The 22,338-nt window shown below is 70.6% G+C and carries 13 protein-coding genes and 5 pseudogenes; 7 read left to right on the top strand and 11 right to left on the bottom strand.

Going from position 1 to position 22,338, the window contains the following annotated elements; translation table 11 throughout:
• Positions 1–88: 88 nt before the first annotated feature.
• From QEG98_RS37975 to QEG98_RS37965, 3 genes are all read right to left on the bottom strand, one after another.
• A complete protein-coding gene (locus tag QEG98_RS37975; RefSeq protein ID WP_316564801.1) occupies positions 89–1,678 on the bottom strand; it encodes a glucose-6-phosphate isomerase in 1,590 nt (529 codons plus the stop codon).
• Positions 1,679–1,807: 129 nt separating this feature from the next.
• Entirely contained in the window at positions 1,808–2,713 is a 906-nt protein-coding gene (locus QEG98_RS37970) for a sterol desaturase family protein (protein WP_316564800.1), read from the bottom strand.
• 25 nt (positions 2,714–2,738) lie between these two features.
• Positions 2,739–3,404 (bottom strand): TetR/AcrR family transcriptional regulator, encoded by a 666-nt coding sequence (locus tag QEG98_RS37965; protein ID WP_090487618.1) that lies wholly within the window; start codon positions 3,402–3,404, stop codon positions 2,739–2,741.
• A 219-nt stretch (positions 3,405–3,623) separates the two neighbouring features.
• On the opposite strand from QEG98_RS37965, the pseudogene QEG98_RS37960 reads away from it, so the two are divergent.
• A pseudogene (locus QEG98_RS37960) lies at positions 3,624–4,151 on the top strand (M23 family metallopeptidase); the annotation flags it as partial.
• A 228-nt stretch (positions 4,152–4,379) separates the two neighbouring features.
• Here QEG98_RS37960 and QEG98_RS37955 read toward each other — a convergent pair.
• Positions 4,380–6,075 (bottom strand): annotated as a pseudogene (locus QEG98_RS37955) (GTPase).
• Positions 6,076–6,243: 168 nt separating this feature from the next.
• Here QEG98_RS37955 and QEG98_RS37950 point away from each other — a divergent pair.
• Both QEG98_RS37950 and QEG98_RS37945 read left to right on the top strand, forming a co-directional pair.
• Complete coding sequence (locus QEG98_RS37950; protein WP_316564799.1) at positions 6,244–7,080, top strand: amidinotransferase; 837 nt, start codon at positions 6,244–6,246, stop codon at positions 7,078–7,080.
• A gap of 45 nt (positions 7,081–7,125) precedes the next feature.
• Positions 7,126–7,932, top strand: coding sequence for a hypothetical protein (locus QEG98_RS37945; RefSeq protein WP_316564798.1), 807 nt, complete (start codon positions 7,126–7,128; stop codon positions 7,930–7,932).
• A 15-nt stretch (positions 7,933–7,947) separates the two neighbouring features.
• Here QEG98_RS37945 and QEG98_RS37940 read toward each other — a convergent pair whose 3' ends face one another.
• Complete coding sequence (locus tag QEG98_RS37940; protein ID WP_186817991.1) at positions 7,948–8,601, bottom strand: MBL fold metallo-hydrolase; 654 nt, start codon at positions 8,599–8,601, stop codon at positions 7,948–7,950.
• A gap of 135 nt (positions 8,602–8,736) precedes the next feature.
• On the opposite strand from QEG98_RS37940, the pseudogene QEG98_RS37935 reads away from it, so the two are divergent.
• From QEG98_RS37935 to QEG98_RS37925, 3 genes and pseudogenes are all read left to right on the top strand, one after another.
• A pseudogene (locus QEG98_RS37935) lies at positions 8,737–9,045 on the top strand (DCC1-like thiol-disulfide oxidoreductase family protein); the annotation flags it as partial.
• Positions 9,046–9,344: 299 nt separating this feature from the next.
• Complete coding sequence (locus QEG98_RS37930) at positions 9,345–10,649, top strand: lipase maturation factor family protein (RefSeq protein WP_316564797.1); 1,305 nt, start codon at positions 9,345–9,347, stop codon at positions 10,647–10,649.
• Positions 10,650–10,845: 196 nt separating this feature from the next.
• Positions 10,846–11,514, top strand: a complete 669-nt coding sequence (locus tag QEG98_RS37925) for an Ig domain-containing protein (RefSeq protein WP_316564796.1) — start codon at positions 10,846–10,848, stop codon at positions 11,512–11,514.
• Positions 11,515–11,611: 97 nt separating this feature from the next.
• On the opposite strand, the gene traB is transcribed toward QEG98_RS37925, so the two are convergent.
• The 4 genes and pseudogenes from traB to QEG98_RS37905 all read right to left on the bottom strand — a co-directional run bounded on the left by traB (position 11,612) and on the right by QEG98_RS37905 (position 18,504).
• A complete protein-coding gene (gene traB / locus QEG98_RS37920) occupies positions 11,612–13,243 on the bottom strand; it encodes an outer membrane exchange protein TraB (RefSeq protein ID WP_316564795.1) in 1,632 nt (543 codons plus the stop codon).
• Complete coding sequence (gene traA, locus QEG98_RS37915; RefSeq protein ID WP_316564794.1) at positions 13,240–15,399, bottom strand: outer membrane exchange protein TraA; 2,160 nt, start codon at positions 15,397–15,399, stop codon at positions 13,240–13,242. The genes traB and traA overlap by 4 nt, the downstream gene beginning before the upstream one ends.
• Positions 15,400–15,524: 125 nt before the next feature.
• Positions 15,525–16,595, bottom strand: coding sequence for a hypothetical protein (locus QEG98_RS37910; RefSeq protein WP_316564793.1), 1,071 nt, complete (start codon positions 16,593–16,595; stop codon positions 15,525–15,527).
• A 168-nt stretch (positions 16,596–16,763) separates the two neighbouring features.
• Positions 16,764–18,504, bottom strand: a pseudogene (locus tag QEG98_RS37905) (GTPase domain-containing protein).
• A 106-nt stretch (positions 18,505–18,610) separates the two neighbouring features.
• On the opposite strand from QEG98_RS37905, the gene QEG98_RS37900 reads away from it, so the two are divergent.
• On the top strand, positions 18,611–19,966 hold the full coding sequence (locus QEG98_RS37900) for a thioredoxin family protein (RefSeq protein ID WP_316564792.1): 1,356 nt from the start codon (positions 18,611–18,613) through the stop codon (positions 19,964–19,966).
• Here the strand turns inward: QEG98_RS37900 and QEG98_RS37895 are convergent.
• A pseudogene (locus QEG98_RS37895) lies at positions 19,938–21,106 on the bottom strand (transcriptional regulator). The gene QEG98_RS37900 and the pseudogene QEG98_RS37895 sit on opposite strands and share 29 nt — an antisense overlap.
• Positions 21,103–22,230 carry a LuxR C-terminal-related transcriptional regulator gene (locus tag QEG98_RS37890; protein ID WP_316564791.1) on the bottom strand — a complete coding sequence of 376 codons (1,128 nt, stop codon included), beginning with the start codon at positions 22,228–22,230 and terminating at the stop codon, positions 21,103–21,105. The pseudogene QEG98_RS37895 and the gene QEG98_RS37890 overlap by 4 nt, the downstream one beginning before the upstream one ends.
• Between the last annotated feature and the right edge of the window lie 108 nt (positions 22,231–22,338).

Here is a 22,338-nt window from a genome sequence, read left to right as displayed (position 1 = left end):
CGGGACGCATCGCCAGGGAGGGTTCTGCTTCTCCGATGACCGGTGCCGCGGCCGGGCGCTTCGGCCGCGGGCATCGGTGGCGGCGGTCCTACTTCGCCTGGAAGCGCGCCTGTGTCGGGGTGGCCCCCGGGGTGCGCGTGACGCCGCGGTCCGGGTTGGCGGACAGGTGCTGGAGCACCTTGAACACCGTCTCCACCTCGTCCGGCATGCCGATGTCCGCCGCGAGCTGCTCGGCGGTGCGGGCCTCCGCGCGCGCCTCGCGCAGGCGCGTCGTCAGCTTGCGTTGGAGCTCCAGCACCACGCCCGCGGCCTTCTTGCCCGCCTCCACGCCCGGCTGGTGGTACGCGTTGATGTGCACCAGCGTGGCGTAGAAGCCCACGGCCCGCTCATACAGGGCAATCAACGCGCCCAGCGTGCGCGCGCTCACGTCCGGCACGGTGAGGGTGAGTGACTCGCGGTCCTTCTCGTAGAGCGCGCGCCGCGTGCCCAGCAGGAAGCCCAGCAGGTAGTCACCGCTGGTGACGCCGGGCTCCACTTCCTGCGAGCCGCCGTCACGGTCCTTCAGCACCTCGATGAAGGTGACGAAGAAGTTGAGCACGCCTTCACGCAGCTGCTGCACGTAGGCGTGCTGGTCCGTGGAGCCCTTGTTGCCGTAGACGGCGATGCCCTGGTTCACCACCTGGCCATCCAGGTCCGTCTCCTTGCCCAGCGACTCCATGACGAGCTGCTGGAGGTAGCGCGACATCAGCAGCAGCCGGTCCTTGTACGGCAGGATGACCATGTCCTTGTGGCCTCTGCCGTCACCCGCGTAGTGCCACATGAGCGCCAGCAGCGCGGCCGGGTTCTTCAGCGCATCACGCTCCCGCGTCGCGGCGTCCATGTCGCGCGAGCCCTTCAGCAGTGCGTCGATGTCCAGCCCCTGCAGGCGCGCGGGGAGCAGGCCCACCGCGGACGTCACCGACGTGCGACCGCCAACCCAGTCCCACATGGGGAAGGTGCGCAGCCAGCCCTGCTTCTTCGCGTGGTTGTCCAGCTCGCTGCCGGCGCCGGTGACGGCCACCGCGTGCTTGCTGAAGTCCAGGCCCCGCGCCGAGTAGCCGCGCTCGGCCTCCAGCATGCCGTTGCGCGTCTCCTTGGTGCCACCCGACTTGCTGATGACCAGGGTGAGCGTCTCCGACAGCCGCTCACCCAGCTGCGCCAGCACGCGGTCGAAGCCGTCCGGGTCCGTGTTGTCGAAGAAGGACACCTGCATCGGGTCCTTCGCCGTGCCCAGCGCGTCCGCCACCAGCTGCGGCCCCAGCGCCGAGCCGCCAATGCCGACAATCAGCACGTGCGTGAAGCGCTGCGCCTTCTGCGGCTTCACCCGGCCCTCATGCACGTCCTTCGCGAAGGCGTGGATGGCGGCCACCGTGTCGGTGATTTCCTTCTGGAGCGCGGGCTCGGGCGCCAGCTCCGGCGCGCGCAGCCAGTAGTGGCCCACCTTGCGCTTCTCGTCGGGGTTGGCGACGGCGCCCTTCTCCAGGGCCTCCATCGCGCCGAAGGCTTCCTCCAGGCGGGGGCGCATCCGCTCCAGGTAGTCCGCCGGGAAGCGCATCCGTGAGACGTCGAGCGTGAAGTCCAAGGCCGGGACGACGCACAGATAACGCTGGTACCGCTCCCACAGTTCTCGCTCGGTCATGGCTCCTCCTGGCAGTTCTCGCGTCGCGATAGGTGCCGGGTGGCTTAGCGCCTCCGTGCGCGGGTGGGAAGCTGGACGGCGGTGTCGGTGCGCGTCCACGGGGCCGCGGGCGGCCGGGTGCTCAACACCTCACACGGAGGGCCGTGCCGCTTCGGGCGGGGGCTGTACTCCGGGCGGCTGGGGCGCCTCTGGGGCGTCGGGTTTCCAGGCCGGGTTGCGGAAGACGTAGCTCAGGCGCTGCTTCAGGGAGCCGGGCCTCGCCGCGTCGCGCGTGATGGCCGCGAACTCGTGGAAGGCGATGCGCACGGGATTGAACGTCTCCAGGTTCTTCGTCAGGCCGTACACGGGCTTCTCGCCCTCTGGCTCGAACGTTCCGAAGAGGCGGTCCCAGATGATGAGGATGCCCGCGTAGTTCTTGTCCAGGTAGCGCGGGTTGGACGCATGGTGCACGCGGTGGTGTGACGGCGTGTTGAGCACCCACTCCAGCGGGCGCGGCAGCCGGCCAATGGCCTCGGTGTGAATCCAGTACTGGTAGAGCAGGCTGACGGATTGCTGCACGACAATCATCACCGGGTGGAACCCGAGCAGCGCCAGCGGTGCCCAGAAGACGAAGCTGGTGGGCGGCGTCCATGTCTGCCGCAGCGCCGTGGAGAGGTTGTAGTGCTGGCTGGAGTGGTGCACCACGTGGGACGCCCAGAAGAAGCGGCTCTCATGGTGGACGCGGTGGAAGGCGTAGTAGCAGAGGTCGTCCGCGAAGAAGAGGAGCACCCACGCCAACACGCCGGTGCCCATGCGCAGCGGCGTCAGGTGGTAGAGCGCCAGGTAGCCGGCGAAGGCCACGCCCTTCCACAGGACGTTGATGGCCACGTTGCCCAGCCCCATGGAGAGGCTGGCAATCGTGTCCTTCCAGGTGTGGCCCACCATGGGACGGCCTTCGTCCCGCTGCTTCTTCACCCAGAGGGCCTCGGCAATCACCGTGAGGGTGAACACCGGGATGGCGGGGGTGATGAGGTCGGGGATGTGTGCTGCGTCCATGGTGGGACCCTCCGTGTCGGCGAACTCAGGAGCGGGCGCGGCGGCGAGGCCGCGTCAATGAGGGGAGGAAGGCGTTGCGCATGAAGTGGGTGAGCGCATCCAGCATGCGCCGGTGCGCCGGGTCGTTGGGCCGGGCGCTGCCTCCCACCGCGGCGCCCTGCACCGCGTCCAGCGCCAGCTCCACGATGGAGTCGAAGTCCGGGTGCGCGGAGGCCTCGGGGAACAGCTCGCGTGCCACGCGGTGCAGGTTCTCCCGGTGCGGCCCGTCCACCGCCGCCAGCGCCACGCGCAGCTCCGCGTCCGTGCGCGCCGCGACGTACAGCTCGATGGCGGCCTGGAGCTCCGGGCGCTGGAAGGCGGCCCACAACATGTCCACCGCCGCCGCGATGCGGTCCCTGCCCGACGGCCGGGCCCCCACACCGGCCAGGTAGTCCTGGATGAGCCGGGGGAAGAGGTGCTCCACCGCCGCGGCGAGCAGCTCCTCCTTCGTATCGAAGTGCGTGAAGAGCGCGCCCTGTGACAGGCCTGCCCGCTTGGACACCTCCACCGTCGTCAGGCGGGCGTAGCCCTGCTCCACCAGCGTTTCGATGGTGGCGTCCAGCAGCTTGCGCCGAGTCGTCTCACGGCGCTCCTGCTGCGTGCGGCGGACAGGCCGGGCAGGCGCGTCCGATGGAGTGTTCTTCGCGGCCATTCAACTCGCAGGATAAGTCTGAACTTAGTGAGTGACCAGTCACTTTTTGTGGTGAGGAGTGAGTGCTCCTCACAGTGGCGTGTGCCGCCACCTGTCCCCGTACACGGGCAGCTCGAATGGGAAGTGGCCGCTCACGAGGCGCGCCAAGCCCGCTTCCCCAGCGGCCCGGCGGGCAGGGGCCTGGGTGCCGAGTTCGCGGCGTTCGCTCGGGACTCGGGCATGATTCCCCTCGGGAGGGTGGGCGTGCCGATGCCCTCCGCGTCGTGCAGCAGGCGGGCGCGGCGAAAATCCGCAGGGAAATACCCGCGCCACTTGCCCCCGTTTCCGCCCCGCCCCGATATGAACCTTTCAGCCCTCCTCCTTGGTTCTCTCCTGGCTTCGGCCCCTGCGGTTCCTTCCTCTTCTTCCGCCACGGATGCGGGCGACGTGCCCGAGGTTGGCGTTCCCTTCGCCTGTGGTCGCATCCACACGGTGAGCCAGGGACATGACACGGGAAGTCACCAACACAACGACACACATGCGTGGGATTTCCGCATGCCGGATGGCACGCCCATCGTCGCCGCGCGTGACGGCACGGTGCGCCTGTCTCGCGGTGACAGCACGAAGGGGGGGTGTGACGAGAAGTTCGCGCCCTACGCCAACTACGTCGTCATCTCCCACGGCGATGGACTGGAGACGCAGTACCTCCACTTCAGCGCGGTGGTGGTGAAGCCGGGTGACGTGGTGAAGGAGGGCCAGCTCATCGGCTTCTCCGGCTCCACCGGCTGGGCCTGCGGCGCGCACCTGCACTTCAAGGTGGCGCGTGAGAGCGGCAAGGGTTGGAACAACCCGTCCGTGCCGGCGCGCATCGCTGGCTACGGAGACCCGGTGCGCGACACCCGCGTGGCCGCGCCCCTCTGCAAGGACAACGGCACGCAGGCGCTCATGGCGAGCAACGGCGGCACGCACACCCCGGGTCAGCCGGTGGTGTCCATGTCACCGGAGCGCCAGCAGGCCCTTCGCGGCCTCCCGCCCGGGGCGCAGAGCATCCTCGACGGTCTCTCCCAGCCTCCCGCCCAGGGCGGCCAGGGCCTCAACGAAGCGCGCACGTCCGGTGGTACCCGCACGGCGAGCGGCTCCAGCGAGACTCGCTGAGGCCAGCAACGCGCCCGCTCCGGCGAGCAGCATGAAGAGGGCCCCCGCGTTGACGAAGTAGTCCAACGGCAGCAGGGGCCTTCCACGTAGGCCCGCACCACGCGGTAGCCCACATGGCCCAGCAGGGCCAGCAGCGGCAGGTTGATGAGCGGTAGCACCAGCCAGCGCGCGGTGCGCCACCATCCTGCCACCGCCTCCGCGACGCCGGTGGTGGCGGTGTAGCGCCAGGCGCCCGCTCTGGCCACCCGCACCTCCTCCAACAGCGTGTCCACGTCAGGGACGCCCAGCAGCGCGGGCTCCAGTCCGCTCGCGCGCGCCACGCTGCGCGCCTCCGCCAGCGCGGTGCGCGCCGCGGCCTGGGCGCTGAAGTCGTCCTCGAAGGGCTCGACCACGGCGGACTCCGCGGCCCTGGCGCGGGTGTGTCCGCGCACCACGTCCACCACGGTGGAAGCCGCCGCCACCGCCAGCCCCGCGGGCAGACTGCTCCGCCCCACCAGCGCCGCCGCGCCCAGCCCGCTGGCGCCCCAGAGGGACAGCCGCAGGCCCCAGGCCGCGGGCCCCCAGAAGCGGCCTCCCGCCTGACGCCGCACCTCCGCCGCCAGGTGGCCGTGCGCCAGCCGCAGCCGCGCGTCGAAGTCCGCGCGCAGGCCCTCCGCGGCCTTCTCCATCCCCGAGTCCAGCGCGGCGCGCGTGCGTGACAGCATCGCGTCCGTCTCCTTCAGCGCGGCCTCCACGCGCGTGTGCACCTCTTCCAGCGCGCCCATCGCGTTCGTCTTGCGCACGCGCGCGGCCACCGCCTGCGTGGCCAGCCCGCGCAGGTGGAAGAGCAGGGCGCCGAACTCGCCGGACACGTCCCGGCCGTCCTTCGCCGACAGGGCGCTGATGGCGAAGACGGGCACGTCTTCCTGGGCCAGGCCGTACTGCTCGGAGGCCACGCGGCGCACCTGGGCCTTGAGCGTGTCGCGCGACTCCGGAGACAGCTCGTCCGCGAAGTTGAGGATGAAGACGAGCGAGCGCCGGCGGGCGAACTCCGTGAGGAACTCCACCTGGGAGGCCTCCGCCACGCTGCCGCGGTGCATGACGACGAGCGCCACATCCGCGCGCTCCAGCGCCGCGCGGGCCACTTCGCGGTGCGTGGTGGCCACGCTGTTGAGGTCCGGCGTGTCGATGAAGACCTGTCCGCCCCACAGGCCCTGGGGGCCGGGGGCATACGTCATGACCCGCGCGCCGGAGCCCGCCAGCGCGTCCGTGGGCGTACCTTCTGGCGCGAACACGGTGGCGGCCGTGCTGGTGGGCCGGTTGACGCCTTCGCGCGACAGGGCCTGCCCCGCCAGCGCGTTGAGGAGGGTGGACTTGCCCGCGCCGGTGGCTCCCACCAACGCCACGCTCAGGGGGCGTCCTTGCGCGCCACGCCGCGCGCATAGTCGTCCACGAGCCGCTCCAGGCGCGCGGCATGCGGCCGGAGCGCGGGCAGCTCCAGGGCCGTCTTCAGCAGGGAACGCAGGGCATCGGGTTCGGGCAGGCTCGTCTCGTCCACGTGGAGAGAGCCTGTCCCGGCTTCGTCCGGGTGACTACGAAGAAGATGCGCGGAGGGTGCGCCAGCGTGCAGTTTCCGCCCGGGGGCCTACCGGAAACGTCGGGCGTCCGGGTGGGGCGGGGAGCGGATGGCCGCGGGGACGCCTGGAGGAGTAGAAGCAGTACCACCATGGACCTCTTCCTCATGTCGCCGCCGGGACGCACGTGGGCCCTGCGTGGCCGCAGCAACTTCCGCAGCCGCGAGGCACCGCCCGTGGACGCGCGTCAGGCCCGGCGGGAATGGCTGGCGCTGGCCCGGGACATCGAAGCGCGTGGCGGCACGGTGGTCGCGTTGCCGTCTCCCTCCGAGCTCCTGACGGGCATGCCGTACGCCGCCGAGTGTGGACAGGTGGTGGCGCGTCAGGGCGCCGCTCCGTTGTTCGTGCTGCCGCGGATGATGAGCGCGCACCGGCAGGCGGAGCGCGAGCACTGGGCGCCCCTGGCCCGGTCGCTGGGCATGGAGGTGGTGGACCCGGGCGTGGGCATCTGGGAAGCCCACGGCGACGTGGCCACCTTCGACGGCGTCACGCTGCTGTTCTGGGGCGGCCGCACGACGCTGGACGGCCTGGAGGCCGCGGCGCGGTACTTCCCCGGAGAGGTGCTGCGCATCCAGGTCCGCGAGCCCGCCTTCCACGGCAACATGGCGGTGCTTCCGCTGCCCGCGGTGGACCGGCTGATGGTGTGTCCGGACGTGATGGCGCCGGAGTCCCATGCGCTGCTGCGCGAGCGCTTCGGCGAGCACCGGCTGCTCCTCGTGACGGAGGCGGAGATTCGCCGCTACGCCACCAACGGGCTGCCGGTGGGGCGCGACGTGCTGGCGCCTTCGGTGGTGCCGGACTCGGTGCGGGAGCGGCTGGAGGCGCTGGGCCTGCGCGTGGTGTCGCTCACCATGCGCGAGCTGTGTGAGAAGGAGGCGGCTCGTCACGCTGCCTCGTGTCGCGCGCCGAGGTGGACGCCTCGACGCTGAACATCCCAGACGCGTTCCGGTTGTCGGCCATCGCGAGGGACATCGATGCCGATGGGTGACGCGGACACGCTGCCTCGGCAGGCGGAGGCTTTCCTCGCGGCGCACCCTGGCGCGTCGCTGGTGGCGCTGGGCTCGGGTGAGCACGCGGGCTCGTTGGACTTGTCGCCGCTGGGTGTGCCGGTGACGTTCCTGCCCGCCGAGCGGAACGCGGACCTGGCGATGCAGTACCTGGCGCTGAACCAGCTCGCCTTCGGTGGCATCGGCGTGCCGCGTTGGGTGCTGTCGGACCTGTATCTGCTGCCGGGCGCCATTGGGCTGCTGCGCTGCCCGGCCCGGATGCTGGCGGCCCCCGTGCGCGAGCGGTTGGGGCTGGCCGACGAGGACCCAGCCATTGGCGCGGCCTACTACGCGGCGCCTTCGGTGACGCCAGGGTTGGTCATTGGCGTGTCGCTGCTGAGCGTGCTGCCGGGAACGGGGGCGTCGCCGTGGGTGAAGCTGCTCACGTTGCAGATGCTGCGCGCGCGGCGGCTGCGAGGCGTGGCCCAGTGGGACAACCCCAGCGTCCGTGTCCATTCCAGGCTGGGCCCGCTGCGCCTCGTGGGGCGCGTGCCCGGGGGCCATGAGTATGGGGAGCGCTCCTTCGTCTACGAGTCGGCGCTGACGGACCGGGTGCGGCTGGGGGACGCGATGGTGCGGCGCCTTTCACTGACGCCGTCGCTGCGTGTTCCCGTCACGGACCTCCCGGCGCTGAGCGCGCTGCTCGACCGCGCGGAGGCGGGCGAGGTGTTGCACCTGGTGCCTCCAGGGCTGGAGGCGGGACAGGTGCTGGTGCGCGAAGGGCCGCTGGGCTGACGCGCGCGGGCGGGCTCAGGGCGCTGGCGCGGCGGGCGACTCCATGTCCTCTTCCAGCGCGAGCCGCAACGCGCGGGCGCCGTCGCGGAGGATGGGCGCGCCGTGGGAGAAGCACAGCGTCTCCACGGGGAGGTGGTCCAGGATGCGCTGGACGCTGTGCCGGGTGCGCAGCGGTTCGTCCTGGTATTCGCTGGGGATGAAGTCCGGCGTCTCGCCGTCCTCGTGCGTGAGCAGGTCGGAGATGAACGCGACGGCGCGCGGGTGTTGCTGCATCCACAGCGTGTACATCGCCTCGGTGGGGCCGGGGGTGTGGAACGAGATGAGTCCCCCGGGCAGCGTGTCTCCCGCGACGTAGAAGAAGTCGGGCTGCTCCTCCAGCGACTGTGCTCCCTCGGGTGCCCAGACGGGCACCTTGAAGGCCTTGCGCAGCCGCCACGCGGAGCGCTGGTGGTTGCCCGCCGTCAGGACGATGGCGGAGATGTTCCCCAGCTTGCGCAGCGCTTCCTCGTCGATGGGCAGCGGGTCGATGAGGACGACGGCGCCATCCGTGTCCACCACGGCGTACGCGTCACTGCGCGCGCCGCCGATGCGGTCATCGGAGAGGGTCCAGTGGTGGACGCCAGGCACCAGCTCGCTTGTCCGCTTCGCCTTCCCCTTGGGCTCGCTCATGCGGACAAAGCTAGGCACCCCCAGCCGTTGTCACGTGGGCGGGGAGGGAGGCCACGGCCTGGATGCTCCGCCGCTTCCACGGCGGGCGCCCGAGGATACGGGGACGTCGTCCGTGGGACGGCACAACGTTCCCGCATGATGGCGCGAATCTCTCGCGGTGTGCTGCTGACCCGGCCCCTGGTGCTCTTCGACGGCGACTGCGCGTTCTGCCGGCGTTGGGCGGCGCGCTGGCGGTGGCGCACAGAGGACCGTGTCCGCTACCGGCCGGGCAGCGGGTGGCGCCGCTGGCTGCTGGGCATCCCGAAGGCGGACATGCGCAGGGCCATGCAACTGGTGGAGCCCTCCGGCCGGGTATCCCAGGGCGCGGAGGCCCTCTTCCGCGCGCTCGCCGCGTCGCCTCGCCGGGGGACTCGGGTGGCCGCGAGGCTGGGGCTGATGCCGGGGGTGTTGCAACTGGCCCAGGGCGTCTATGCGGTGGTGGCCCGGAATCGCCGTCAGGCGGCGGGCGTGGACCGCTGGCTCTTCGGGCGCGCGGTGGTGCCGCACGAATACCGGTGGGTGCGCTGGGTCTTCCTGCGGTTGCTGGGAGGAACGTTCCTCATCGCCTTCACCTCGCTGGGGCGGCAGGTGCGGGGACTGTATGGGACGCAAGGCCTCCGGCCCGTGGCGGAGCGCCGGCCGCGGAGCGTCGCGAGGAGGCTTCGGCGCTCGCGAGGTGGCGGCGCATCCCGTCGCTGTTCTGGTTGGACGCCTCGGACGCCGCGTTGGTGCGTGGGTGCTGGAAGGGCCAGGTTCTGTCCCTGGCGTTGCTCTTCAACGTGGCGCCCCGCTTCAGCGTGTCGACGCTGTGGGCGCTGTACCTCTCCTACGTGGCCGTGGGGCGTGAGTTCCTCTCCTTCCAGTGGGACGTGCTGCTGCTGGAAATGGGACTGCTGGCGGCGCTCACCGCGCCCGGAGGACTGCGGCCGGGCCTGGGCCGTGACGAGCCCTCCGCGCTGGATGTGTTCCTCTTCCGGCTGCTCGTATTCCGGCTCTACTTCGGCTCGGGGCTCAGCAAGCTCCAGTCAGGGGACCAGACCTGGCGCGAGTTGAGCGCGTGCGAGCACTATTACGAGACGGCGCCGCTGCCCACGCGGGGTGGTTGGTACGCGCATCATCTGCCGCGTCGGCTCCAGCGGGCCTCGACCGGAGCGGTGCTCTGGCTCGAGACGGTGGTGCCCTTCCTGGCCTTCGGGCCCCGGCGCTTGCGGCAGTTCGCCTTCTGGAGTCTGAGCGGCTTGCAGACCGCCATCGCCGCCACAGGGAACTACGGCTTCTTCAACGTCCAGGCCTGGGTGCTGGGCGTGTGGCTCCTGGATGACGCGGCGCTGCGGCGGGTGCTGCCTTTGAAGGACGGGCCTCCCGCTCAGCCACGGCCCTGGTGGCGTACCGGCGTGTCCGCGCTGGTGGTGTCGCCGCTGCTGGTGCTGGGGGCGTCGGAGGTGCTTCGCCGGTTCGAAGGGTGGCAGCGGTACCGGCCCGAGCGCGTCGGCGCGATGCTGACGTGGCTGGAGTCCCATGCGCGGCCCCTGCGTTCGGTGAATCCCTACGGCCTCTTCAGCGTGATGACGGTGCAGCGGCCGGAAATCCTCGTGGAGGGCTCCGACGACGGTGTGCAGTGGAAGGAATACTCCTTCCACTACAAGGTGGGGGACCCGGCCCGGCCTCCCCGGCTGGTGGCTCCCCACCAGCCGAGGCTGGACTGGCAGATGTGGTTCGCCGCGCTCGGCTCGCCTCCTGGCTGGTTCGTCGCGTTCCTGGCCCGGTTGCTGGAGGGCTCGCCGGACGTCCTGGGCCTGCTGGCGAGCAACCCCTTCCCGGACCGGCCGCCTCGGATGGTGCGAGCGGTGCTGTACGACTACCGGATGACGGACGTGGCCGAGCGGCGGCGCACGGGCATCTGGTGGCGGCGGGAGCGGCTGGGCCTCTACGTGCCGCCCCTCTCGCTGGCGCCCGGGCCCCGGCCTCGTGGACGCATTCCCGCGCTGCAATGGCATGCCGGGGCGTGAGGCGGGTGGGGGCAGGCGTGCGGCCCTGAACCTCGAAGGCCCCTTTTCGTACGCCGCCGATGGGGTGGGGCTACAATGGGGGCTTCCCACCCATCTCCGCCGTCGTGACGCCGTGAAGACGCCGCGCATTCCTATTTGCCTCCCCCTTGTCGCCGTCATCGGGCTGTTGAGCGCCTGCGGGCCCACGCCCACCACCATGAAGCTGGAGCCGCTGGAGACGAAGTACCTCCGCACGCCTGGGCAGACCGTGAAGCTGGCGTACGAGGTCTTCGACGCGGAGGGCCAGCCCATGTCCAACCCGAAGCTGCGGTGGACCAGCTCCGCGCCGGACGTGGCGCAGGTCCAGGAAGGCTTGCTGACGGTGCGCAAGTCGGGGAAGACGACCATCGGCGCGACGGGTGGCAAGGTCCGCGCGGCGTTGCCGCTGGAGCTGACCATCCTCAACTCGCTGGATGTGCGTGCCCCAGGCGCGGACTTCCTCGAGGTGGGGCGTGTCATCAAGCTGCGCGTGGTGGCGAGGAACGAGCAGGGCTCTTCGTTGCAGGACGCCATGCCCACGTTCCGCTCCTCGGATGAGACGGTGGCGCGGGTGGAGGACGGGCAACTGGTGGCCGTGCGCCCGGGCAAGGCGACCCTGAGCGCGACATTGGGGCACCTCAGCCGGCACATCGCGGTGCAGGTGGTGCCGGCGGACTTCGCGCGGCTGGGCCTCAACCTCACGCACCACGCCTTCCAGCGGAGGGGCAGTCCGTGCAGCTCCAGGCGCGCGCCTTCAATCGCAGCGGCGTCGTGCTGGACACGGTGCCGCTGGAGTTCTTCACCTCGGACTCCGCCGTGGTGTCGGTGTCACCCGAAGGCCGCGTGACGGCGGTGGGCTCCGGGCGCGCGGTGGTGTCCGTGGTCGCCGGCCGGCGGCGGACGGCGGCGGAGTTCGTCGTCCCGTAGCGAGTCTTCCCCCGCGTCTACGGCTTCGGCGCCGCGGGAGCCTTCGACTTCGCCTTGGGCGCGGCAGGCGCTTTCTTGGTGGGGCGCTTGCGCTTCTTGTCCTCCGCGTCCTCCGGGCAGGGCGGACGCGGTCCGTCGCTCGGCGGCTGGATGGTGAAGTCGACGCGGCGGTTGAGCGCCATGCCTTCTTCCGTCGCGTTGTCCGCCAGCGGCCGTGAGCGGCCAAAGCCCTGTGAGCACAGCCGCTCCGCCGCCACGCCGCTCTCCACCAGGAAGCGCATGACGCTGGCCGCGCGGCGGCGCGACAGGTCCAGGTTGTACGCATCGCTGGCGCGAGAGTCGGTGTGACCCTCGATGTGCACCCGGTCGGCCTCGGTGTTCTCGTTCATCACCCGAGCGACCTCCTCCAGGATGGGGAAGGACTCGGAGAGGATGATGTCCTGGTCGGTGGCGAAGTTGAGCTGCTCCAGGATGACAATCCGGTTGCCATCGCGGCGGGCCAGCGGGCACCCGTCCTTGCCGCGGCTGCCGGCGGGCTGGTCCGGGCACCGGTCGAGCCGGTCGACCACGCCGTCGCCGTCCTTGTCCGTGTCCGGGCAGCCCATGTTGGCCACGGGGCCGGCCACGTCGGGGCACGCATCCGACTCGCCAATCACGCCGTCACCATCCGGGTCGATGGGCGGCGGCGGGGGCTCGGGCGGCTCCTTGAAGCGCTCCAGGGCCTCCCACTCGCGCGTCTTCGCCGGAATCCACAGGATGGACGTGAAGAAGCTCAGCGAGGGCGAGGCGATGGAGCAGCCGCAGCCCATGCCACCGCCGAACGTGAAGGTGAGGCCGGTGGAGCTGTACCAGCGCAGGCCGAAGAGCGCCTCCGCGGGAACCTGCCGGGGCTCATCGGGCTGCTTCTGCAACCCCACCGCGCCATGCACCATGCCCACCGCGGTGACACCGCTGCCGCGGAGGATGGGGACCTCCGCGCCGACGCCGAAGGGCATCATGTCGCCCACGGACACGCCGCTGAAGACGCGGTCCGGGCGCTTCCAGAAGCCGCCGTTGAGCGCCAGGAGGATGCCGTTCTCGAAGCGGTAGTCCAGCACCAGGCCCGGGGCCCAGGTCAGCTCGCCGTCTCCGGCGAAGGCGTCCTGGGCGCCGGTGGGGAAGCTCACGTTGAGCGTCACCGCGCCGCCCCAGCCCTTGCCCTCGGCGGGCCGGCGCAGGCCCGGGATGGCCACCTTGCCGGTGAGCCGGAGGTCACCGAGCACGAAGCTCTCCACGCTCCCCTCGGTGCCGATGACCTCCAGGTTGGCGCCGCCCTGGGCGAGGATGAGCGGCATGTCCACGCCGACCTCGGCCCAGTCGAAGAGGCCAATGGTGGCCATGACGTCCAATTGAAGGCGGTTGCCGACCAGGTTGATCTTGCTCAGGTCTCCGCCTTCGGGAATCAGCGACAGGGGATTGAGCGAGTAGCTGAGGTACGGCCCGGCCGAGACGGACAGGTGTGACAGCGGACGCGACTGCTGCACCACGACCAGGTCCTGGGGCGCGCCGGACGGACGGAAGAGCTGCACGTTGAAGCGCGCGTCTGGCTGCGCAGTGGCGGTGGTGGACAACCCCATCGCCACGATGAGGAACAGGTGCGAGGGCTTCATCGAGCAGGGCGCCGGGGGCGGAGGAACGTGAGACCCGCGGCGAGCAGTAGCAGGAAGGTGGTGCTTCCAGCGGGCGTGGCGTCGGCGGTGGTGCCGCAGCAGAAGGCGCCGCCTTGGGGCTCGGTGCCCGGCTTGCGGCGGCCGCGCTCGCACTCCATCGTCTTCGCGGAGCAGTGCTCCACGCCCAGGCAGTCTCCGCTGTCGGAGCAGGCGGTGGAGCAGGTGTTGGTCGCGGTGTCGCAGGTGCCGCCACAGGGGCAGTGGGCATCCGCGAAGCACTCCACGCAGGAGGTCCCGTCGCAGACCGTTCCCGGCTCGCACGTCACCGCGCACGCGCCCGAGTTCTCACACGTGCGAGTGGTGGGGTTGCATACGCCGCTCCCGCAGTCCCCGTCATCCGTGCAGCCCACGCAGGTGCTGCCCTGCGCGGTGCCATTGGAGAGGCAGAAGGGGGTGTCACCACCGCAGGCTCCACAGCGGGGGCCGCAGTGCTTGTCCGTGGTGCAGGACGCGCATTCGCCACTGAGGCAGAACTGGCCGTCGCCGCACTCCAAATCGTTGCGACACTGGACGCAGACTTCGCCGTCGAGGCAGAAGGGGCGCTCGCCGGGGCACTTCACGCAACCAGGGCCGCAGCTGTCGGCCGTGTTGCACGAAGGCACGCTGTCCACGCAGCGGCCGTTGGCGGTGTCGCACTGCTGTCCCTCGGCGCACTGGCTGCTGGTGGTGCACTCCACGCAGGTCGGCGTGGCACCGGGCGTCAGCGCCATGCACTGGGTGCCGTTGGGGCAGCAGTTGCAGGAGTTGCCGGCGCACGAATCATTGGTGGCGCAGGGCGAGCACACGTTGTTGGTGCAGGACTCGCCTTGAGGGCAGTGGGCGTCTTGCGTGCACTGGCGGCACTCATGGATGTCGGTGGCGCAGACCTCGCCGTTGGTGCACTGGCTGTCGTTCTTGCACTCGACACATGTGAATGTTTCGGTGTCACAGGCGCCCGTGGCGCAGTCACTGTCTTCGTTGCAGCCGGTGCACTGGTTGGTTTCGAGGTCGCAGCGGCCGTTCGGGCACTGGCCGTCCTCGGTGCACTGCACGCACTGGGTGCGGCCGTTGACGTTGGCGCAGTGGGGCGCGGACTCGCCGCAGGGGGAGCAGTCCTCGCCGCAGAAGAGCGAGGAGTCGCAGGGCGCGCAGAGGGCCGCCGCGTTGCAGTGGTAGAAAGAACCGCAGCCGCCAGTGCCTGGGATGTTCGCGAACTGGCGGTTGCACTGCTCGCAGCGGTTGATGTCGTCTGGGAAGGAGGGACGTCCGCCCTCCGTGTGGAAGAAGAGCTCTGGCGGAGCAAGGACGAAACCGGCTGTGTTGAGCTTGACGATGGGGTCGGTGCTGGCGCCACGCTCTGTATCTGGAAACGCACCGACGAACGTCGAGAACTCAAGCGCAGAGTGCTCGCTGACCTGAGCGTAGAGGATCTCTACGGGATAGAGGCCCGGTCTCTCAAAGACCACGGTGTTGGTCGTGCGCCAGGACGCGATTCCGAGCTGCGGTGGCCGGTTGATGACCTGATAGGGCGTCTGGCTCAGGTCATAGATGACGAAGCTGACGGCATCGTCGGCATAGAACCCGAAGTGTAGAGGGACTTCCACCCACTGTGGTTGGACGTTGATGTATCCGCGAAATCGGGCGCCGAAGGACGAGAACGTTGGGTGTGGGGAGGCACATCCGCCTCTACCGCACGAACCAACGGAGTTCACGAAGTCGCCGTAGCTTGGCTGCTGAATCGTTGGGTCGTTTGGATCGCCTAGCGTGATGTTGTTCGAGAGGTCGAACAACGTGCGGAGTACGGAGGTGACGCGTCGCGGCCTGCTCGACTCCATGAACGCATTGAAGGTACCGGGGAATGTGGCCTCGCTCTGAGGGAAGTCCACGGCCGGAGTCGATGATGTGCTTGATGCCATGCACAACCCGGTGCCGACTGCTCCTGGCGAAGGAGCTACGGGAACCCCACGGATGCGGACAAGTTCTGGCGCCTTTTCGCCTGGCTCTGGCTGTGCCTGCGCAACACTGGCGAGGCACACCGTCAGGACAGTGAGCGCGGTACGCGCGATGCGGGACACGGGCGATTTCAAAGCCCCGCAACAATGCGGGATATCTCCCACAACCGCAATTCCGGCAACGTGCGGCTTTCCGCTACGACGTCGCAGGTCCTCCAGCGGTCGCTCAACGGCGGAGATTCAGTGGGCCGTTGCTACTCGGAATAGTTTGAAATGCAGGTCGCTCTGACTCAGACCCGCTTGCAGCTCACGTCCCCATCCTGGGAGCGGATGAACGCGGCGGTGAGTTCCGTGCCCAGGGCCGCGCACAGCACCTCGAAGGTTCGCCGCCGGGCGCCGCCAACCACAGACGGCTGACTGGCCAGTGTCTCGGGATGTCGCACGAAGATGTTGTAGCCCACGATGCAGCCATCCGCGCGGAGCACGGTGATGCCATCGGTGGCCATCATTCCCCGCAGCAGCTGCGCGGCGGCGCGCACGGCGGTGCCCGCGCTGTCGGTGGGGTCCGCGTGGTAGCGCTCCAGTAACGCCACGATGTCCAGCGGACGGGGGAGGATGATGCCGTCTACGAACAGCGTGGAGCCCGCGCGCTCCCGGGGCAGCACCGCCACGAGCGCGCCGTGGGAGCCCTGCATCACCTCGAAGAGCACCCGGCGGAAGAACCCTCGCGCGCGCTCGCGACTGTGCGTGGTGACGCCGGCCGTGACGACGTCCGCCAGCTCATCCATCACCTCTGGCGGAGAGGCCGACTCCACCCTCGCGCCGGACAGGTACACGTGCCGGCACAGCCCTCCGCCCGAGCGCAGCTCCAGGATGTTGTCGGCGAGCTGAAGCACACCCACGACGCCCGCGCCCTTGTCCTCGACACGGCGCAGCCGCTCCAGCGGCGTCTCCGCTAGAGGAAAGGGGTCCGTCCGGAAGACGCCGTAGGCGAAGCCCTCCGGGACGCGCAGGAGGTACAGCGCCCACCAGCGCCCCTGGCCCAGCGGCGCGCACTGCTTGAGCGCGCGCTGGATGGTGGCGCGCGAACGCGGACCGATGCCGATGGCAATCGGGTCATGCCCGCCCAGGTGTTCGAGCAGCTGTCCCAGGTCGTCTCCCACGAAGGCCATGGGAAACAGCGGAGCTCCCTCTTCGCGATAGCGCGACAGGGTGACGATGAGCTCTCCGATGGCGTCCGCCGTCAGCTCACAGGACATGGAGGCTTCGTCCAGGAACGTGCTGACGGCGTCGGTCAGCAGGTGGCGGAAGGACAGGACGAGAGGTGGGGAGCCCAGTCCGGCTGGGTCCGAGCCGTTCATGAGACCCACAGCATGGCGCATTGCCGCCGGGCACGCACGGACGGAGTGACAGCGGGCCAGGAGGCTCGTTCCCTCGCCGAGGCGTCATCGTGCGCCGATGTCCGCCGGTTCAGCCCCGGCTGATGCAGGGTGTCAGCGCCGCTGGGTACACTCGGGACTCAGGGCCCGTCAGGACAAGCCTGCCCGGGCCTCGTCCAGGCGGGCCGCCGTCTGGTTCCAGTCGCTGGCCAGCCCGTCGAGCTGCTTCAGGATGTCGGAGAAGTACCGCGCCTCCAGGGCCTTCGACAGGGTCGCGCCGTGGGCATCCGCCCACTTCTTCGTGACACGAGCCCGCACCTGGGCGCCCAGCAGGTCCACGAAGCGCTCCATCAGCGGCGTGGACAGCAGCGTGCCCGCCCAGACGACCGCGTCATGGCCCATGCCGCCCGTGGCCACCGTCACCGCCGCCGCCGCGCCTGACGGCACGGAGTACACCAGCGTCGTCAGTGTCTGGAGAATCTCCTCCCGCATGTCGCCCTGAAGCTCCGCGGAGACCAGCTCCCGGCAGTACGCATACAGCGTGGCCCGGTCCGCCGCGTGCGCGTGCAGGGGCTCGAAGCCCAGCGGCTCCTCCAGCTTCGTCAGCGTCACCGGACCGAAGGCTTCCTCCAGCTTCGTCCGCGTCTGCGCGTCGGCGCGCCACGCGGCCACTTCCGGAGCGAAGGCATCCACCAGCCGCCGCACTCCGTCCTTCAGTGACTCGTCCACCGCGTGGGTCGGCGTGTCCGGGCCCGGGGCCTCGGGCGCGGTGAAGGACTCGCGCACCTTGCGCGTGACGAAGGTGAGCGCCGTGGCCAGCCCTCGGAAGGGCAGGCGCACCCACTTGTGGAACTGACTGCGCGCATCCAGTTCGTCGCGGAAGGCGTCGATGAGCACGTCCGCGGGCACGGCCTTCAGCGCCGCGTGCGCCCCCACCACGTCCAACTCGTGGCGCAGTCGCTTGCGGAGCCGGTCGGGCTCCCGCGCCGCCTCCGAGGCCGCGCGCGACACGGCCTCCATCTCCGCGCGCGCATCCGCGAGCGAGGCTTCCAGCGCCCGGGCCTTCAGCTCGCGCGCGTGTTCGGCCTGTCCCAGCAGCGCCCCCAGCGCGGGCTTCCCGTCCAGGGGCTCCGTGGCCAGGGGCTTCAGTCCCGCCTCCACGTCGGGCTGGTGCGGCGCCGGTAGCGCGCCAGCGCCGGGTGGCCCACGTCCTCGGCGAGCTTGTCCAGGTGCCCGCGGGCCACCTCCTCGCGCGTGGCCTCGTTATAGACGAGCAGGTACGGCCGCCCATGCCCCACGGCCGCGCGCAGGAAGTCCACCAGCGCGGCGTTCTGGTACGTCTGCCGGCTCACCACGAACGCCAGCACGTCCACGGTGACGAGCAACGCCTCCGCGCGCTCGCGGTTGTCGCGGTACACGCTGTCGAAGTCCGGCGTGTCCATGACGAGCAGCCCGCGAGGCACCGCGTCCGACAGCGTCAGGTACAGCCGGCCCGGAGGCCCCGCCTGGTCCACGGGCGCCGCGTCGCCGGAGGCCACGAGCACGATGTCATAGCGCCGCGTCAGGAAGTCCTTCAGCGGCCCGGTCCACGTCTCCGGGTGGGCCGCCGCCGGCACTGTTTGGTGAGCCCGCCCTCGGGCCTCGCGGGGGACAGCGCCGCGCCCACCAGCGAGTTGAAGAGGGTGGACTTGCCCACGTTGTTGGGACCGGCGATGGCCACCAGCAGCAGCGGGGAGTCCGCGGAGCCCAGGCGGGGGAGCAGGTCGCGGCGCAGGCGTTCGGCCAGACGGCGCGCGAGCTCGGCGTCCGAGGCGTCCGGGAAGCGCTCGGGAGCGGGCAGGGCGTCCAGGGCGGACGCGAGGCAGGTGCGCAGGGTGTACGGGTCTCTCATCACCAGAAGTCCTCGCACCACAGCACGCGGGACGCCCCGTGCCCAGGCACTTGTCCCACCGGTGTCGGCCGGGGACAGAGCGGGTGGAGCGCGGTAGGGTGGTCCCATGCGCCTTCTCGCCGCCTGCCTGCTCCTGTCGGGGCTCGTCGCCTGCACCGCCGCGAATACGAATGCTCCCGCGGCCGCCGCGTCTCACGCCAAGGGCCCGTTGCCCTTCATCGAAGACGACTACGCCCGCGCGCTCGCCGAGGCCCAGGCGAAGGGGCTCCCCCTCTTCGTCGACGTCTGGGCGCCCTGGTGCCACACGTGCCGGTCGATGAAGGCCTACGTCCTGTCCGACGCGTCGCTGGCCCGGCACGCGGACCGCTTCGTGTGGCTGGAGGTGAACACCGACCTGACGTCGAACGCGGCGTTCCAGGAAAAGTATCCGGTGGAGTTCTGGCCCACGCTGTACGTCATCGACCCGCGCCAGGAGAAGGCCTTGCTGCGCTTCGCCGGCAGCGCCACCGTGGCGCAGTTGGAGAAGCTCTTCGAGGACGGTGAGCGCGCGTACAAGGGCGGCGTCACCGGCGCCGAGGCCCTGCTGGCTCGCGGGGACGCGCTCTATGCGGAGGGCCGTTCGGCCGAAGCCGCGGAGACGCTCGTGGAGGCCCTGGCCGAGGCACCCGCGGATTGGTCCCGCCGGGGCCGCGCGGTGGAGTCGCTGCTGACGGCGATGTACGGCGCGAAGCAGCACGAGGCGTGCGCGCACAAGGCGTTGGAGGAGCTCCCGAAGACGCCCCGCTCGCTGTCCTGGGCCAATGGCGCTCTCTTGGGCATGTACTGTGTGCTGTCGCTGCCGGAGGACCACGCGGCGGGGGCGGAGCTGCGCGGCGGCCTGGAGGCCAAGGTGGCCGAGGCCCTGGCGCCCCCGGCCATCGAGATGTCCGCGGATGACCGCTCCGGCCTGTACGAGGTGCGCGTGCAGGCGCGCGAGGTGGCGAAGGACACGGCGGCCGTGAAGGCCCTGTCGGAGGAGTGGCTGACGTTCCTGGAGGCCGAGGCCGCGAAGGCGCCCAATCCCCAGGCGCGGACGGTGTTCGACTCGCACCGCATGCTCGCGGCCATGAAGCTGGAGACGCCCGCCCGGGCGATTCCCGCGCTCGAGCAGAGCGAGAAGGACCTGCCCCAGGACTACAACCCGCCCGCGCGCCTTGCGACGTTGTACCGGCTCGTCGGCCGGCTGGATGACGCGCTCGCCGCCAGCGACCGTGCGCTGGCGCGCGTCCAGGGCGCGCGGCGGTTGTCGGTGTTGTCGGGCCGCGCGGACATCCTCGTGGCGCGCCAGGACACGGCGTCCGCCGTGAAGACGCTGGAAGAGGCCATCACCTTCGCGAAGTCGCTGCCCGCCTCGCAGGTGTCGCCGCGCACGGTGGCCGGGCTGGAGAAGAAGCTCAGCGGTCTTCAGGCCTCGGCGCGGTAGCCGCCGCGCGGGTGTCCAGGTCGAACAGCTCGTAGTCCGGGGCCGGCACTCGCGCATGGCTCCGTCGGTGAACACCAGCATCGCGGTGCCGGGTGCTGGTGGAGGCGGCGCGCCGTGGGCGTAGTCCACGCGCGTTCCATCCGTGACGAGATGCCGCAGCACGCCGTCGCGGGCGCCGTCGGGTGGCATCCCCAGCATCGCGCGGCTTCGCTTGTCGCGTGTATGGCCCACCACCTGCGTCAGGCCCGTGGGCAGCCGCCTCGGGTCGAAGCGGCGCCGGGGCGTGCCGCGCACGCGCTCGGCGTCCTCGGGCAGCAGGCTGGGGCGCTGGTAGAAGATGCCCGTGCCCTCGCCCTGGGCCGCGTCGCCTGGGTGGTGCAGTCCCGGAATGACGAGCGGACCTCGAGTCCAGCCCGCCACCGCCGCATCCAGGGCCGCGTTCAGCGCCGCCGCCACCTGGTTCGCGTCCTCGCGCTGGGCGGGAGGCAGGCGCGTCACGTCCAGGTCCTCCTGTGTGACGCCCGCGTGCAGCACCAGCAGGTCAGGGGCCGCGGCATGGGCCACGCGGAAGCGCTTCACCCGCAGCAGGTGTTCCACCCAGGTGCGCTGCACCGCGCGGAAGTTGCCGAAGTCGCGGGCCACCAGCTCCGCGGAAGGAACTTCGGGCCAGCGCGCGAGGAACGCCTGTTCCGCCGCTTCGTCCGTCGCGCCTCCCTGGTAGATGCGGTCCGCTTCGGCCTGGGCCTCGGCGAAGCGCGCATCCGTGAAGCCGGCCAGCTCGCCCACTCGCGCCAGGTCGTGGTTGCCCAGCAGCATCACCGCTTGGGTCGCCGGGTGGGCGGCCAGCCACGCCACCAGCGCCAGCCCACTGGCGGCGGCGGACTCTCGCTCGGCGGGCTTGCCCCAGTCGAAGTGGTCGCCCACCGAGATGAGCTGCACGTCGGAGCGAAGCCACCCCTCGCCGGTCAGCAGTTCGTGGTGCGCCAGGATGGCCAGGACCTGGTCCAGGTCGGCTTGCGGGTCCCCCATGACGAGCCGCCGCCGCCAGACAGGGTCCTCCGCTGGGACGGAGCGCGGCGCCTCCGCCGCGGCCTCGGTGGCCCGCGCGAGCGCGGCCTGGATGGATGACGTCTTGCTCACGAGCTCTGGAAGAACCGGGCGATGAGCGCCGAGCGGCTTTCCACCTGTGCCTTGCTTAGCAGATGCGTGACGTGGACTTCCACCGTGCGCTCGGCGCAGCCCAGCCGGCCGGCGATGGACTTGTTCGTCTCGCCCTGGATGATGTGCGTCAGCACCTCGGACTCGCGCGCGGTGAGCGACCAGCGCGCCGACAGTGCCTGCACGCGCGCGGCGGCGCTGGACGCGGTGCCGGTGTCGATGGCCAGGTAGTGCGGTGGCAGGCCGGTGGTGAGCAGCGGCGTCATGGTCAGCGGGCCGGAGCAGGGAATGCCCTGGGCGCCGCGGCGCAGGGACTCCATCAGCTCCGGGTCATGCCGTTCCAGCCGCGCTCGGCCGGCATTGTTGGCGTGCACCACGCGGCCACTGGAGCTGACAATCCAGGCGGCGCGCCCCAGCGCCTCCATGGCGACCTGCAGCGCCGTGGACATCAGGCCCGACTCGCGCAGTCGCGTCTCCATGGTCAGCCGCCGCTGGAGCGCGGGCGTCAGGGCCTGGAGCAGGCGCTGCTCGCGCTCGGTGAAGGGCTCGGCGCGGGCCAGGCCCACCCAGCCCAGGAGTACCGGCCCATCACAGACGAGCGTGCGCAGCCATTGCATGTTCTCCACGCCGAGCTGCCGGAATATCGCCGCGGAGCGGGCGCTGATGCGCTCCCGGGTGCTCTCCAGCGATTCCTCGCTCATGCCCAGCCGGCGCCCCACCTCGCTGGCTGATAAGTCATGCAGCGGCAGTTGGCGGGCCGTCTCGGTTTCCGTCAGCGAGCGGAAATGCAGCGCGCGGTTGCGCTGAGCAGGCTCGGGCCGGGCGGGATTGAACCAACCCCAAGGTTCTCCCCAGGCAGACACCTGGTTTTCGATGGCCGCGTGCACTGTGGCGGCGGGGAGTGGGAAGCCCGCGCAATGGGCGTAGCTCGCGTGGTAGCGCTCGGGGCCCACGTCCACGCCATAGGCGACGGCGCGCTCGGCCCGTAAAGCCTCTCGTAAAGCGCCTAGCACCGGGGGCAGGGATTCTGTCCCGGGCTCGGCCTCCACGAGCATTGCCTCAAGGTCCGTCAGCAGGCCTTGCTCCTCGGAATTCAAACGAATCACGGTTTTGGAAGTATACGCCCGTCAGGGTTTGCGCCCAGTCCTTGCCCTCTCTTCACGCACGTCTTGAACGTTCAGAATTGTCCCCCCGGGGACTTCTTGGCTTTCAAA

The organism is Myxococcus sp. MxC21-1, assembly GCF_032612255.1.
GTDB lineage: Bacteria > Myxococcota > Myxococcia > Myxococcales > Myxococcaceae > Myxococcus > Myxococcus virescens.
Note: the sequence above shows the minus strand (reverse complement) of the source record. Positions and strands in the feature narration are given on the sequence as shown.

Bases quoted from the DNA above. Each gene is read 5' to 3' on its own strand.
- QEG98_RS37900 (WP_316564792.1), top strand. From the start codon at position 18,611: ATGCGCCTTCTCGCCGCCTGCCTGCTCCTGTCGGGGCTCGTCGCCTGC.
- QEG98_RS37910 (WP_316564793.1), bottom strand. From the start codon at position 16,595: ATGAACGGCTCGGACCCAGCCGGACTGGGCTCCCCACCTCTCGTCCTG.
- QEG98_RS37970 (WP_316564800.1), bottom strand. From the start codon at position 2,713: ATGGACGCAGCACACATCCCCGACCTCATCACCCCCGCCATCCCGGTG.
- QEG98_RS37945 (WP_316564798.1), top strand. From the start codon at position 7,126: ATGCCGATGGGTGACGCGGACACGCTGCCTCGGCAGGCGGAGGCTTTC.
- QEG98_RS37940 (WP_186817991.1), bottom strand. From the start codon at position 8,601: ATGAGCGAGCCCAAGGGGAAGGCGAAGCGGACAAGCGAGCTGGTGCCT.
- QEG98_RS37975 (WP_316564801.1), bottom strand. From the start codon at position 1,678: ATGACCGAGCGAGAACTGTGGGAGCGGTACCAGCGTTATCTGTGCGTC.
- traB (WP_316564795.1), bottom strand. From the start codon at position 13,243: ATGAAGCCCTCGCACCTGTTCCTCATCGTGGCGATGGGGTTGTCCACC.
- QEG98_RS37950 (WP_316564799.1), top strand. From the start codon at position 6,244: ATGGACCTCTTCCTCATGTCGCCGCCGGGACGCACGTGGGCCCTGCGT.
- QEG98_RS37965 (WP_090487618.1), bottom strand. From the start codon at position 3,404: ATGGCCGCGAAGAACACTCCATCGGACGCGCCTGCCCGGCCTGTCCGC.
- QEG98_RS37925 (WP_316564796.1), top strand. From the start codon at position 10,846: ATGAAGCTGGAGCCGCTGGAGACGAAGTACCTCCGCACGCCTGGGCAG.